Origin of the sequence: Sutcliffiella horikoshii (assembly GCF_002157855.1) — a bacterium.
Taxonomy (GTDB): Bacteria; Bacillota; Bacilli; order Bacillales; family Bacillaceae_I; genus Sutcliffiella_A; species Sutcliffiella_A horikoshii_C.
Window position 1 is genome coordinate 2,429,751 of sequence record NZ_CP020880.1, and the last position, 13,016, is coordinate 2,442,766.

Annotated in this window: 13 protein-coding genes and 1 other RNA gene; 2 read left to right on the forward strand and 12 right to left on the reverse strand. The window is 39.1% G+C overall.

Features of this window, described 5'->3' with window-relative positions; genetic code table 11:
• Window positions 1-186: 186 nt before the first annotated feature.
• Window positions 187-720 (reverse strand): GNAT family N-acetyltransferase, encoded by a 534-nt coding sequence (locus tag B4U37_RS12485; RefSeq protein ID WP_088018506.1) that lies wholly within the window; start codon window positions 718-720, stop codon window positions 187-189.
• 169 nt (window positions 721-889) lie between these two features.
• Between B4U37_RS12485 and B4U37_RS12490 the strand changes: the two genes are divergently transcribed.
• Window positions 890-1,348 (forward strand): chemotaxis protein CheX, encoded by a 459-nt coding sequence (locus B4U37_RS12490; protein ID WP_088018507.1) that lies wholly within the window; start codon window positions 890-892, stop codon window positions 1,346-1,348.
• Between the two features lie 79 nt (window positions 1,349-1,427).
• Here the strand turns inward: B4U37_RS12490 and B4U37_RS12495 are convergent, their stop codons facing one another.
• Window positions 1,428-2,945, reverse strand: coding sequence for a carboxypeptidase M32 (locus B4U37_RS12495; RefSeq protein WP_088018508.1), 1,518 nt, complete (start codon window positions 2,943-2,945; stop codon window positions 1,428-1,430).
• A 336-nt stretch (window positions 2,946-3,281) separates the two neighbouring features.
• Window positions 3,282-5,201, reverse strand: coding sequence for an ATP-dependent DNA helicase (locus tag B4U37_RS12505; protein ID WP_088018510.1), 1,920 nt, complete (start codon window positions 5,199-5,201; stop codon window positions 3,282-3,284).
• 441 nt (window positions 5,202-5,642) lie between these two features.
• Between B4U37_RS12505 and B4U37_RS12510 the strand changes: the two genes are divergently transcribed.
• Window positions 5,643-6,809 (forward strand): IS256 family transposase, encoded by a 1,167-nt coding sequence (locus B4U37_RS12510; RefSeq protein ID WP_088016864.1) that lies wholly within the window; start codon window positions 5,643-5,645, stop codon window positions 6,807-6,809.
• 393 nt (window positions 6,810-7,202) lie between these two features.
• Here B4U37_RS12510 and B4U37_RS21990 read toward each other — a convergent pair whose 3' ends face one another.
• The 9 genes from B4U37_RS21990 to B4U37_RS12550 all read right to left on the reverse strand — a co-directional run bounded on the left by B4U37_RS21990 (window position 7,203) and on the right by B4U37_RS12550 (window position 13,004).
• A complete protein-coding gene (locus B4U37_RS21990) occupies window positions 7,203-7,415 on the reverse strand; it encodes a hypothetical protein (RefSeq protein WP_157663779.1) in 213 nt (70 codons plus the stop codon).
• Between the two features lie 152 nt (window positions 7,416-7,567).
• Entirely contained in the window at window positions 7,568-7,762 is a 195-nt protein-coding gene (locus B4U37_RS12515; RefSeq protein ID WP_047968909.1) for a hypothetical protein, read from the reverse strand.
• A 93-nt stretch (window positions 7,763-7,855) separates the two neighbouring features.
• Window positions 7,856-8,059, reverse strand: coding sequence for a hypothetical protein (locus tag B4U37_RS12520; protein WP_245839972.1), 204 nt, complete (start codon window positions 8,057-8,059; stop codon window positions 7,856-7,858).
• A gap of 55 nt (window positions 8,060-8,114) precedes the next feature.
• Window positions 8,115-9,257 carry a THUMP domain-containing class I SAM-dependent RNA methyltransferase gene (locus B4U37_RS12525; RefSeq protein ID WP_088018512.1) on the reverse strand — a complete coding sequence of 381 codons (1,143 nt, stop codon included), beginning with the start codon at window positions 9,255-9,257 and terminating at the stop codon, window positions 8,115-8,117.
• A 153-nt stretch (window positions 9,258-9,410) separates the two neighbouring features.
• Window positions 9,411-9,800: RNase P RNA component class B (gene rnpB / locus B4U37_RS12530), an RNA gene on the reverse strand.
• Window positions 9,801-9,862: 62 nt separating this feature from the next.
• The gene (gene gpsB, locus B4U37_RS12535; RefSeq protein WP_010193744.1) at window positions 9,863-10,168 is read right to left on the reverse strand and encodes a cell division regulator GpsB; all 306 of its coding nucleotides are present in this window, start codon (window positions 10,166-10,168) and stop codon (window positions 9,863-9,865) included.
• Between the two features lie 71 nt (window positions 10,169-10,239).
• The gene (locus B4U37_RS12540) at window positions 10,240-10,806 is read right to left on the reverse strand and encodes an SLOG family protein (protein WP_088018513.1); all 567 of its coding nucleotides are present in this window, start codon (window positions 10,804-10,806) and stop codon (window positions 10,240-10,242) included.
• A gap of 151 nt (window positions 10,807-10,957) precedes the next feature.
• Window positions 10,958-11,395 carry a spore coat protein gene (locus B4U37_RS12545; RefSeq protein WP_088018514.1) on the reverse strand — a complete coding sequence of 146 codons (438 nt, stop codon included), beginning with the start codon at window positions 11,393-11,395 and terminating at the stop codon, window positions 10,958-10,960.
• 340 nt (window positions 11,396-11,735) lie between these two features.
• A complete protein-coding gene (locus B4U37_RS12550; protein ID WP_088018515.1) occupies window positions 11,736-13,004 on the reverse strand; it encodes a ribonuclease H-like domain-containing protein in 1,269 nt (422 codons plus the stop codon).
• Window positions 13,005-13,016: the final 12 nt, after the last annotated feature.

Below are 13,016 nucleotides of genomic sequence, written 5' to 3' on the forward strand. Positions count from 1 at the left end.
TTACTTTTTCCAGAATTTATATATTTATACCAAAGGTTTACTATCTCAGAGGGAAAACCCTTAGGAAAACAAAAAAACCTTCCCAAACTAATTTGGGAAGGTACATGTCGTTTTAAAGGAGTTGTTGTGTTGTGCATTTTTATTATAACGAATACCGCTAAAATTATCACTATAAATAATTGGAAATCAATTTTTGTAGAACTTTGCCATCCAAAGTTCATCAACATATTCTCCATTAATAAAGGCTTGTTCTTTTTGATTTCCTTCTTCGTGAAATCCATATTTTTTATAAAGTTGATAAGCTACTTGATTAGATGAGAAGACGGTTAACGATAATTTCCTGATATGTTGTTCACACCACATATCCGTATAATCCATGATTTTTTTACCAATGCCTAGCCCTTGAGCTTCTTCAGCGAGCCACGTCCGAAATAAACCTGTATGCCGCTTCATTTGTATTTCCCCCCGTATTACACGGGCTATCCCGACCACTCTTCCATTACGTTCTACTCCAATATACATATTTTCCTTTTTCTTCATATCTCGGATGAAAAGTTTTTCTTCCTCGCGAGTTCGAGGGACATCCTTTTGTATGTATTGACCCGCAGCAATAATACTCTCCACTGCTGTCACAATATCTCCTGCATCTGATTCTTCCACCGGTCGCAAAATGACGGTCGATTCATCTTTAGCTGTAAATTCAAAACGTAAATCTAACATGATGTTCCTCCTATAAACTCTTTAGGTACTACATCCTACTTCATTTATCTTTATTCTTCAACAAAAAACCCTTTATCAACCATGAAATTGCTGAAATTTGTTGAAAAATAGAATAGGAAGTATGGTATGATTAATTTGTACTATTCAGAAGAATTAAAGGAGGTGCCAAATGTCCCTTTCAGAGAACTTAACACAGATCTTCGACAGGACTTTAGACTCGTTTAAAATGGTTATCCCAATAGAATTCACCTTTGATCAACCTCGTTTATATACGGAAAACCTAACAAATGTTACCTACGGTGTGCTTATCATGCTAACCGGTGACATTCGTGGTCAGTTGATTATCCAAGGAGACCAACATGCTTTTCAGCACATCGGAGAAATGATGTTTGGCATGCAGCTAGAAGGTGAAATGCTTCAATCATTTACAGGAGAGCTTGGAAATATGATTGCCGGAACCCTTTCATCAAAAGTCGCGGGTAGCGGAATCAATATGGACATCACACCTCCTGACGTATTGAGCGAACAACAAAAGGAATTTCATTTAATGCACAGGATACATACCCCAGTTTATTTAAAAGATACACTGCACATGCAGATCATTATGGAGTTGGAAGAAGCTTCGTGATAACTTGACCCTCCATTATGGCGGGTTTTTTTGCATTAAAAAAAGACCAGAGTTTAACCCCCGGTCCTTCTGCTACTTATCATGTTAATTGATAAATTTTATTATACTTATCTTCAAGATACTTTATGAGGTAGTCCGCATTTAACTCTTCCCCTGTTACATCCTTCAAGATCTCCAATGGCTTTTTCAATTTACCGTGTTGATGTACTTTTTCTGTTAGCCAATCTTTCACCGGTTCAAGATCTCCCTTTGCTAACAGCTCATCATAGTTTGGCAAATCTTTAAGCATTGCTTGTTTAAATTGAGCTGCATACATATAACCTAATGCATAAGAAGGGAAATATCCGAAACTTCCACCAGACCAATGCACATCTTGTAATACACCTTTGGCATCATTTGGAGGGGTGATACCAAGATAACTCTGATATTTTTCATTCCAAGCCTTTGGAAGGTCCTCCACTTCCAACTCATCATTAAAGAGCGCTTTTTCCAATTCATAACGAATCATGATGTGTAAAGAATACGTTAATTCATCAGCTTCAATTCTTATCAATGAAGGTTTAGATTCGTTAATTGCAAGGTAGAATTCCTCTAGGCTGATCTGATCAAACTTGCCGCCCGCATAACGTTGCAGGCTCTCATAGTGACGTTTCCAGAAGTTTTCATGACGGCCTACAAAGTTCTCATAAAATAAGGATTGTGATTCATGAATCCCCATCGATGTCCCAGTGCATAATCCTGTTCCTTGAAGTTCTTTGGAAATATTCTGCTCATACAGCGCATGTCCACATTCGTGAATGGTTCCAAAAACAGCCGTTCTGAAATCCTCTTCGTCATATTTCGTCGTGACACGAACGTCTCCAGGGTTCAATCCAATTGCGAAAGGATGGACGGTTTCATCCAGTCTACCTGCATCAAAGTCATACGATAACTCCTTTAATATCTCTAAGCTGAAATCGCGTTGCTTGTCTTTTGGAAATGGTACCAACAATTCATTTGCCCTTGGTTGAACGGAGGAATCTGCAATATTTTGAACGAGAGGCACAATTCTTTCTTTTAGTTTAGCAAACACCTCATCCAACTTCTCCACTGTGATTCCCGGTTCGTACATATCTAATAATGTATTATATTTGTTTCCTTCATAGCGCCAGTACTCTATGAATTTTTTATTGAAAGCAACCAATTTTTCTAAATACGGTTGTAAAAGAGAGAAATCCGATTTTTCTTTTGCTTCTTCCCAAACAGACTCTGCTTTGGTTGAAAGCACTACATATTCTTGGTATTCTTTTGCTGGAACTTTTTTATTGCGGTCGTAGTTCTTTTTACTTTCTAATAAAGAGGCTTTTGTAATGTCATCCAGTTCGTTAAAAGTTTCTTCATTCAGAAGTTGGGTTAGATAGCTTGCCATTTCTTCTGATGTGGACATGTTGAATACTTCTGAGGACAGAATACCGATGACGTCTGAACGACGATCTACTCCTTTTTTAGGGGCACCTGTTCTGAGGTCCCAGAATATAAGAGACAGTGCTTCGTTATAACTATCCATTTTGTTGATATGATTTAAATATTCTTCTTTTACTTTGCTGATTTCTATCATATGTATCTCCCCCCAATATCTCTAACTACAAAATAATAATAGAGCTACTGTTAAGAATACACAATTTTCTCACTAGTTGGCAACAGGTTTGGAGGAGATGCTTATGGAAAGTTAGAAGTTTCTAACATATATGAAGTCCCCTTGTTGATTGCAGTGGAAGGCGCGCAGACGCCCGCGGGAGGAAGGGACAGGGGAGACCCCGCAACGAAGTGAGGAGGCTCCCGGACCGCCCGCAGGCAAGCGAAGCGCCTGGAATGGAAATCAACAGTTTTATACACTTTCAATATTTAAGGAAAAAGCACCGAATTTAGCTCCGGTGCTTTTGGTGTTTGTGAACTATTGTGTTACTGGACTGGTCGGTAAGACACCTTCAATTTTTGCACGTACAGCTTCCGGCAATCCAGATGGCAGATAGACGGTAATTTCTCCGCTATCATCTGTCGTACGGATAAGGCGGCCCATTCCTTGACGAAGACGAAGTAACATATACGGAACATCAAGTTGCATATATGGATCCTCAAGACCTTTTCGCTTAGCCGCAAAAACCGGATCATTTGGTGGAAACGGCAAGGACCAAATAACAACATTTGACAAGGAAGGTCCAGGTATATCCAACCCTTCCCATAAATGATAAGCACAGAGAACCGCACTTTCTTCATTTTGGAATTCAGAAACCAATACACTGATTTCCTTTTCTCCTTCATAGAGGAATGGAAAATCGGTATTTTCGGCATTTTCGGCTTTGAATCTTAATAATTCCTCTTTAGTCGAAAATAAGACTAAGGTTCTTCCGCCATTTCTATTAATGGAATCCATTGTCCTATTGAATTTTGTAAGGAAATCCTCTTCGACCGTTAATGAAAGTTTCATATTTTCCTCATAATCAAATGGAGAATTAATGGAAAAGGATAGATAATCTTCAATACCTAATGAAGATGCAAGATAACTAAAGTTCTCATTGTCAGATAAAGTTGCAGAAGAGAAAATAAAAGGAATTTTCTTAGAAAAAACATTTTCCCTTAATACTTCTTCGACTGTTTTTGGCATTACCACAAGTGTCAGATCCTTATTTGCATGTTCCGCCCAAGCTATCACATCTTCTTTCGATAAAAGCAACTTTAATAAAAATTCAATAGAATCCAAGTATTCCTCCACAATGTGCAGCTGATAATGATCTACCGTGTGGAGTTCTCCTTCAAATACAAGCTGATTCCCTATCTCTTCTATTTTTGCCAGAAGATCTTGGGCACTTTTCACAAGACGGGTATCCATCGTGATATCTTTACGGTCAGAGCCCTCTATGTTTGTCAGATTTTCTTCCAACATATCAAAAAACACGTCGTTTGCCTGTAAAGAATCCTCTACTAAGTAAGCAAACTCTTCCCTTAAATCGTTTCCTAATAAACGGGTTAGAATTTCTTCCACTTGTTGATTTTTAATTTTGTAGGTTAATGCCTTTTGGGCAGCAAACTCCAGTAAATGTCCTTCATCAAAAACGACACTTGATGCTTCTGGCAATAGAGGAAGCTGGCCTTCCCTTTTCCTTTTTTCAAATGTCCAAACATGTTCCATGTAGAAATCATGTGAGCAGATAATCAAATCTGTTGACTTTCTGTAATGATCGCGGGAGAGAGTTTGTCCACAACGATGGCGTTTTTCGCAGCTGAAACAATCCTGGAACGTGTCCCATCCGACCATGTCCCATTCTTCATCATTCAACTTTGCATAATCTTTTCGATCTCCATAAGGATGAAAAGATTGCATCGCAGCAGGTTTCGTCACAAAGTTTGGAAGTGCATCATACACTTCATCTATGTTGTCGTTATCATATTTATTAACGGCATGATCTAATTTGTTTAAACACAGGTATTGTTCTGGAGATTTGGCTAGACGTACATCCATTGTAATATCTAGGACCTTTGATAGTTTTGCTATGTCTCCTTCTTTTTTGACAAGCTGCTCAATCAGAGACTCATCAGCACAGGTTATGATAGCAGGCTTCCCCATATACCTTGCATAACAGATTGCATATAAAAGGTACACCATCGTCTTCCCAGTTCCAACACCGGCTTCCGAGAAAATCACTTTTTTCTCTTTAAACGCCCTCTCCAGTTGGAAAGCCATAAAAATCTGTTCATCACGCAATTCAAATCCAGCTTCAGGTAGGATGTCGTAAAACACATCCCCAATCCATTCGTTCAGGCGATCGAAAAAAGCATCCCCTTTGTTCATTGTAAATGGCAGACGATTATTCATTTCTATGTACCTCCGAGAAAAAGTTTGCATCTAGTCATTATCTATTAATTAGGGGGTGCTTGTCAAGCTGGGGTATTGGGAGTCTTCATTATGAAGACTTCTCTCCCTCGTTTTCCGCTTCACTGAAGTCTTCATTCGCTTCATGAAGACTTCTCTCTTTCGTTTCCTGCTTCACTGATGTCTTCATTCGCTTCATGAAGACTTCTCTCCTTCGTTTCCTGCTTCACTGATGTCTTCATTCGCTTCATGAAGACTTCTCTCCCTCATTTCCTGCTTCACTGATGTCTTCATTCGCTTCATGAAGACTTCTCTCCCTCGTTTCCTGCTTCACTGATGTCTTCATTGATTAAGTCTATATAATTGTGTAAAAAGAAAGGCCATTATCAATGTCCGTGTTACAATGTGTTCGACGAAAAACAATCACACACGGAGGCAATGATAATGACCAACATTAATATTACTATAAATTTGGAACAACTTAAAGCCGAGGTAGAAAAAAGCTCTTTAGGATCCCCGGTAAAAGCATCTTTAGCCCTTGTATTGAATTCGCTTATGGAGAAAGAAAGGGACGAATATATTAATGCTCTCTCTCACGAGAGAACGGATGACCGCAGAGGATATCGGAATGGCTACTATGAACGAGAATTAATTACCGGCACTGGCTCACTCACATTAAAGGTTCCCCGAACTCGTGATGGTGAATTTTCAACTTCTGTATTCCAAAAGTATGAGCGATGCGAACAAGCTCTAATTCTTTCTATGATTGAGATGGTTGTAAATGGAGTCTCAACTCGTAAAGTTACCAAGATTGTAGAAGAACTGTGTGGAAAAGGTGTATCTAAATCACTAGTATCTAACCTCACTAAATCATTGGATCCAATAGTTAATGAGTGGAGAAACCGCCCACTAAACACCCTTTATTATCCATACATATATGTTGATGCCATGTATATTAAAGTTCGTGAGAACGATAGGGTTGTTTCAAAAGGAGTACTTATAGCTTGCGGTGTAAACGAAGAAGGACATAGAGAGATTATTGGGTTAAGGGTTACCCATGGGGAATCAGAAGAAAGTTGGTCTAATTTCTTTGATCACCTAAAATCAAGAGGGATACAATCACCTAAGATGGTGATTTCTGATGCACATGCAGGGTTAGTGGCTGCTATAAAAGAATCCTTTTTAGGAACCTCTTGGCAAAGGTGTTGTGTTCATTTTCTTAGGAATATAATGGACTCCTTTCCTAAGAAAAACTCTTCAGAAGCAAAAACAGAACTCAAGGAAATCTTTAGAACATCCAACATTAAATTGAGCCGAGAACTGAAGCGCGACTTTATTGAGAAGTATTACGAAGTAAAAGGGTTTACTAAGGTAATTGAAACGTTGGATGCTGGCTTTGAAGATGCAATGCAGTTTCATTCTCAAAAAGCTGAGCTTCACAAACACTTACGTACAACCAATATGCTAGAAAGAGTAAATAGGGAAATAAGGAGAAGAGAAAGGGTAATTCAAATTTTCCCGAACGATCAATCTGCAATACGTATAATTGGATCTGTACTGATGAAAATGGAGGAAGAATGGAGTAAGTCAAAGTATATACACCATATCTAAGTAAAATAGTTTTTTAATTCCCTAAACGGAATTATGTGAACTGTCACATTAATGTTTGTTAATAAAAAAGCGCTTACAGTGACTGGGCCATAAAAAGGGAAAATTTTACCCCCTAGGGGGTAAAGAATACACCCTAAACCTTTAAGAAGAACAAGACCTGAAAACATAACCCCATAACACATTTAGCATTAGATCTCATTGTAACTATTTTTACACATTAATATGGACTTGACTTCTTCATTCGCTTCATGAAGACTTCTCTTACTCGTTTCCGGCTTCACTGGTGTCTTCATTCGCTCCATGAAGACCTCTCTCCTTCGTTTCCGGCTTCACTGATGTCTTCATTCGCTTCATGAAGACTTCTCTCTTTCGTTTCCGGCTTCACTGATGTCTTCATACGCTCCATGAAGACTTCTCTCCCTCGTTTTCCGCTTCACTGATGTCTTCATTCGCTCCATGAAGACTTCTCTTACTCGTTTCCGGCTTCACTGGTGTCTTCATTCCGCTTCTTGAAGACTTCTCTCCCTCGTTTCCGGCTTCACTGAAGTCTTCATTCGCTTCTTGAAGACTTCTCTCCCTCGTTTCCGGCTTCACTGAAGTCTTCATTCGCTTCATGAAGACTTCTCTCCCTCGTTTCCTGCTTCAACAAGGTCTTCATTCGCTCCATCAAGACTTCTACAACTCGTTTCCTGCTTCAACAAGGTCTTCATCCCTTACTCCAACCAAAGTAAAAAACCTCCCAAAAGGAGGTTTTCCGCTTAGTTCTTTGTAATATGGATAATCTCATCATCAAGCAGGGTGGCGTACAGCATTGCTTTTGTATATTCATCACGTGCAGCATTCATTCGTTCTACACATTCATGATTATCTAGCAGGTTTTCACTTGCAAGGCGCTGATAGCTACTTTCCAATGCTTTGGAGATCCTCATAAAATCATTCACATGCAAAGGCATAGAAATCCCTCCAAACAGTATTCATAGGAGTATTCTATGCCCAATTTCTGAAGTTTATTCATCTAGGATGTTTAGTAAATTTATATAATTTGTTTAATCGTCATTACTTGAAGAACGATCTTTGGAGCTCTTCTTATCACGTTCTTCCTCTTTCTCATATTTAATATCTTCAAGAGGAAGTTCATCAATCGGCATGACAAGTTGATCTCGGTTTTTCTGATTCTTTTTGTTTTCCTTAAAAGCTTTGTCTTTCTCGTTTCTCTCAAGTAGAGTTTTTTCTTTCGTTTGGTCTCTCACCACAATCACTCCTTTTTAGGAGTGATTCCCTCTACCTGATGGGGATAAACGTTTTTTACCCTTTTCTAGGTGGACGCTTGCCCCAATATTGATATAAGTCGGTTTTGATGAAACCATTAAATAACTTACGTTTCTTGGTCGCTTTCTTTCCATAGAAGCTTTCAAATCCTTCATGAGATGTCAGCATATAAACAGACCAAGTATCTAGTTCAGAGAAAGCCTTCCCCATCTCGCGATACATCTTCTCCACTTCCGGTCGCTCTCCTAGACGCTCCCCGTATGGAGGGTTTCCGATAATGACACCATACTCTTTTCTTGTGGTGAAATCTCTTACTTGCATTTGTTTGAAATCAATTAATTCTCCAAGGCCTGCTTCAAATGCATTTTCTTTAGCGATAGAAATCATGCGGTGATCGATATCATATCCTGCAATATCTAGCTGCTGGTCATAGTTTGCTTTATCTTCCATTTCCTCGCGAGCCTGACTCCAAAGGTCATCCCCAATCCAATGCCAGTCTTCTGAGACAAAGTCGCGGTTGAAGCCTGGAGCAATGTTTTGCCCAATGAGTGCTGCTTCTATTGGAATCGTACCGGAACCGCAAAAAGGGTCTGCAAAGGGCTTATCAGGATGCCAATTTGTCAACATTACCAATGCTGCCGCCAATGTTTCTTTTAATGGCGCCTCCCCTTGATCTGCACGATATCCGCGTTTATGCAACCCGATTCCAGAGGCGTCAATCGTAATTTGCGCTACATCTTTCAGCAGGGCAACCTCAATTTTGTAAACGGCCCCTTTTTCATCTAACCATGCAGACTGTATCTTGTAATGCGATTTCATCTTTTCCACTACAGCTTTTTTAACGATAGCTTGGCAGTCTGGAACACTAAAGAGCTTCGATTTTACAGACTTACCGATAACCGGGAATTCGGCATCTTCAGGTAAGTAGTCTCCCCAAGGCAATGCTTTCGTCTTCTCAAATAGTTCCTCAAAAGAAGTGGCTTTAAATTCTCCTACCACTACTTTGATTCTGTCTGCTGTCCGTAACCACAGGTTTGCCCTGCAAATGGCCATAGCGTCTCCCTTAAAGATGACCTTGCCGTTGTCAACCGTACATTCATATCCTAAATCTCTTACTTCTTTTGCCACTAGCGACTCTAATCCCATTGCCGCGGTTGCAATTAATGTGTAGTTTTTCATTGTATGATTCACCCTAACTCATATTCAAATTCTATTATGTATTATTATCACAAAATCTTCGCCTCATATCCCATCTATCAAATAAAGCTCTCCTGGCAACAGGAGAGCTTATGTTACATAATCATAGTTGGATGTGACATTCAATCAATAGTGATCTGTAAGCCATGTTCTGTTCCTTTGTACTGCAAACGGATCGCTCCTTGTACGCAGGTGGTAACCATCTGTCTACAGAAACTTAAAGTATCTGTCCCTCTCATCGTTGGATTCCTTAGAGAAGGTGCCCCTACCATTATTTGGGTTTCTCGCTCGAGGGGTTTACCTCGTTCCACTCTTACAATTTCTTGTAAGACTACGTCACTGTGGCACTTTCAAGGTATTAACACCATATCTTAAAGACTTAGGTGCGTTCCCTGCCGTTAGCTTCGTCCGAAAACCAAGCTACCCTAGCTTATTTTTTCGCTAGGCACGAACACTACAGGCATCTCAGCCTGTGCGAGCATGGACTTTCCTCTACAGCCGAAACTGTAGCGGTTACCCAATCACTATTGATGTCAGCAAGATATAGTATAGTAAATTTGAGCGATGATTGCAACTGTAAATTACTGTCAGTCGTATAATTTACTTCCGAATACATGCTTTTCTAAATTTGATAACCTTCTTAGGATATCAAAATTCGTAGATCCGCTGTTGGTGTTTGAAGGCTGGGGTTTTTTCCCCGCTTCTTCCACTTGGCGTTTAAGCCTGGCATTTTCTTGAACAAGCAAGTCATATTCTTGATAAAAGGTTTCATAATCCTTAATGACGACATCTAAGAATTTGTCCACATCTTCTGCTTTATAGCCTCTCATGCCTGATTTGAACTCTTTTTCTAGAATTTCTTTTGACGTTAATTTAATTTTATCTGATAGCATAAGTTCCTCACCTCTATGCGAGTGCCCACATTAGTTGATGGGTCACTTCTCAATTTCTCTATTTTCCATTCTTACCACTCTTGATTGTTATTGAACTGTTCTTCTTCAACCACTAGTTGAAGTTCATAGCTGTCAATTGTATATATAGGATAATCTGTCTGAGCTGACTTTTTATGTGCCATGTCTATTATATATTGAGGACTACCCGGGCCCTCTTCATCGTAAACCACCAATAGGGCGTCCGATTTATCCACAACAAACTGATTTTTTAATCTCAGTTGAAGTGGGGATTCGTATTTCTTTTTTGTAATAGAGTCAATATGATTAGCTTGCGACAAAATAGACTCATAATACTCCTTATTTTGTTCGCTCCATTTTTCTTCCTGTTGCAAAAATGGTGTAAATACGGCAAGTTTTAACTTAGGAAATTCCGCTTGCAGGTCATAAACAACTTCTGCAGCCCAAAGTTCCACACCCAACTGCCCGCTAATAACAACCCATTCTAACTCATTATGCTCTTCTAGTAAAGCAGTCAAGCGTTTCTGAATCGCTCTTTTAATGTAGTGAATGGCAGGATCATCCTTTTTAAATATCTGCAGTTCCTGGGGTTTATACCCTGTAATTACTAATACTTTCATAAGCACCTCTACTTAAAATAATAAATAGAAAGCCAGAAAAGCGCAAGTGTTAACCGATAAGTGGAGTAGGAACGTTTATGTAATGGAAAAAGAACTGACTTAAAGCCAGTTCCCTTTCGATATTTATCATGCAAAACAAGTATAAACTTGCTTATCTTCCATAGCCGCATTTACCAGGCATTCCGCCATGGCCCATTCCAGGGCCTTGTTGGGCACCCATTACTTGGCCAGGCATTCCCATCTGACCGTATCCAGCGTTGGTTTGTGCTCCCATCACTTGACCAGGCATTCCCATTTGACCATATCCAGGGCCGGTTTGTGCTCCCATTACTTGACCAGGTTGACCACCCATTCCAGGGCCACCTGGGCCACAGTTGAAGTGTTGGTGTGACACAGAATCTACCATGGAATCTGTGTGTGGGAAATAGTGTTTGTGTTGGAACTGTTGGTTGTTTACATATGTTGTGTGTGAAGGATGAATGTGAGGAACCTCAGTAGTAGAATAAAGATTTTTTACACAACATTTTGTAGGATGGACAATTGGTCCCATCGAGTTTGGTCCCATCATGTTAGGTCTGCAGTTGTACATACTTTCGATCTCCTTTCAATTTGTTTTTCTCTTTACATTAACAAACTATGAAAGAAGTGAGATACATGTACTAATACAAACACCTATTTTCTTAATTTAAATACATTTTCCTACCATTTTTATAGTAAAATCGTGTAGATATTATCCTTTAAATTGGAAAGTCCAAATAACGTAAGACCGATAACAACAAAAAACAAACATAAAATAAATCTAGACAACGTGCTCTCTCTCCCATATAACTAATAGTAATTTTGTCATTCACAATAGTTAATTTTACATGGTAAAAAGCACGTTGACAATATATGTTTTGCAGAAATTTAGACAAAATGTGAAAATATTTTCAATTTCTTGATTTATTTTTAAGACGTTTAATTCTTTTTTCAAAATCAGCTAACATTGCACTTTTATTTTTCGAAGTTTTATTATTAGATGACTTATAAAATTCGAGTGATTTCTCCGCATAAAATAAAGCAAGAGTGTAGTCTTTTTCTTTATGCTCAAGTATTTTAGCAATTTCTATTCCGGCTGTTTCTTTATATAGATTATTCTCATCCGCAAAACATTTTTGAAATAATATTTTTGCCTCTTTATAGTTCTGTTCCTTTTTCTTTAACATACCTAAATTAAAGGTGGCTGGGGGAGAAGAGTCAGAAATATTGGTATATAACGCTTTAGCCGCTTCCTTCTCTCCCAATACGTCATACCAACGCCCTATTTCATACTCTTCCATTTTATCTCTTTGCTTGTTATCCACTAACAGGAGCGAAGACAGATGCGCATACAAGGTAATCAGGGTCAACACATCCCATTCATTGTGCTTCATTACTCCTTTTATCCCTTGCATTTCATGTGTTTTTACAAAATCAAAATATATCATCGGTGCCAAAAATCCAGGGATATCGTCTTGCCTCTCAATTTCTAGGATTTCTTTTTCTACATTTGCAAGTCTCACTGATTCTAATTTATTCTTCCATAGTCTTCTTGACGCGTGTAAAAGGTCATAATGTCCAAAGGCCGGCAGTTTCGGGACATGTTCTCTTATAAGAGTATGCCGTGTTTTTACTTGAGGCCAGTCAAATGCCTTGCCATTATAAGTTACAAGCGTCGTATAATCGACTTCCTCAAGGAAGCTCTGATAAAGGGCAACTTCATTTCCCGGTCCAGGTAAAAGGTGTTGTCTGACTATTACCTTATCACGCAACACTCTTGCATATCCTAGCAAGAAAATAGTTGTACCTGTGCCACCACTGAGCCCAGTTGTTTCTGTATCAAAGAAAAAAAGATCTTTTGCCTGATGACCTTTTGCAGACAACGGATGCTCCACTCCTGATTCTTGCCATTTATCCATAACAGGCAACAGATCCCCTAACCGATACCTCCCATGTTTATAGTTCAGGTCATATTCCACTTCTCTTATAAGACAGTACTCTCCATTTGCAAAGTATGGGGTGACACCATACTCTTCCCATTCACCTAAATTAGGGATACTTGCAGGTGGAGAGTCTTGGTGCTTTGGTATCCTTTCACCTATTCCTTCTTCTTGCGGTGCTTCAGAAGGTTTTGATTGGAGATGCCTTTTCATTCTATTTAATTTATTTTTCATGCTCATATGCTTATCCCC

Coding starts and splice junctions, on each gene's coding strand:
- B4U37_RS12485 (WP_088018506.1), bottom strand. CDS start 720: ATGTTAGATTTACGTTTTGAATTTACAGCTAAAGATGAATCGACCGTC.
- B4U37_RS12490 (WP_088018507.1), top strand. CDS start 890: ATGTCCCTTTCAGAGAACTTAACACAGATCTTCGACAGGACTTTAGAC.
- B4U37_RS12495 (WP_088018508.1), bottom strand. CDS start 2,945: ATGATAGAAATCAGCAAAGTAAAAGAAGAATATTTAAATCATATCAAC.
- B4U37_RS12505 (WP_088018510.1), bottom strand. CDS start 5,201: ATGAATAATCGTCTGCCATTTACAATGAACAAAGGGGATGCTTTTTTC.
- B4U37_RS12510 (WP_088016864.1), top strand. CDS start 5,643: ATGACCAACATTAATATTACTATAAATTTGGAACAACTTAAAGCCGAG.
- B4U37_RS21990 (WP_157663779.1), bottom strand. CDS start 7,415: ATGAAGACTTCAGTGAAGCCGGAAACGAGGGAGAGAAGTCTTCAAGAA.
- B4U37_RS12515 (WP_047968909.1), bottom strand. CDS start 7,762: ATGCCTTTGCATGTGAATGATTTTATGAGGATCTCCAAAGCATTGGAA.
- B4U37_RS12525 (WP_088018512.1), bottom strand. CDS start 9,257: ATGAAAAACTACACATTAATTGCAACCGCGGCAATGGGATTAGAGTCG.
- gpsB (WP_010193744.1), bottom strand. CDS start 10,168: ATGCTATCAGATAAAATTAAATTAACGTCAAAAGAAATTCTAGAAAAA.
- B4U37_RS12540 (WP_088018513.1), bottom strand. CDS start 10,806: ATGAAAGTATTAGTAATTACAGGGTATAAACCCCAGGAACTGCAGATA.
- B4U37_RS12545 (WP_088018514.1), bottom strand. CDS start 11,395: ATGTACAACTGCAGACCTAACATGATGGGACCAAACTCGATGGGACCA.
- B4U37_RS12550 (WP_088018515.1), bottom strand. CDS start 13,004: ATGAGCATGAAAAATAAATTAAATAGAATGAAAAGGCATCTCCAATCA.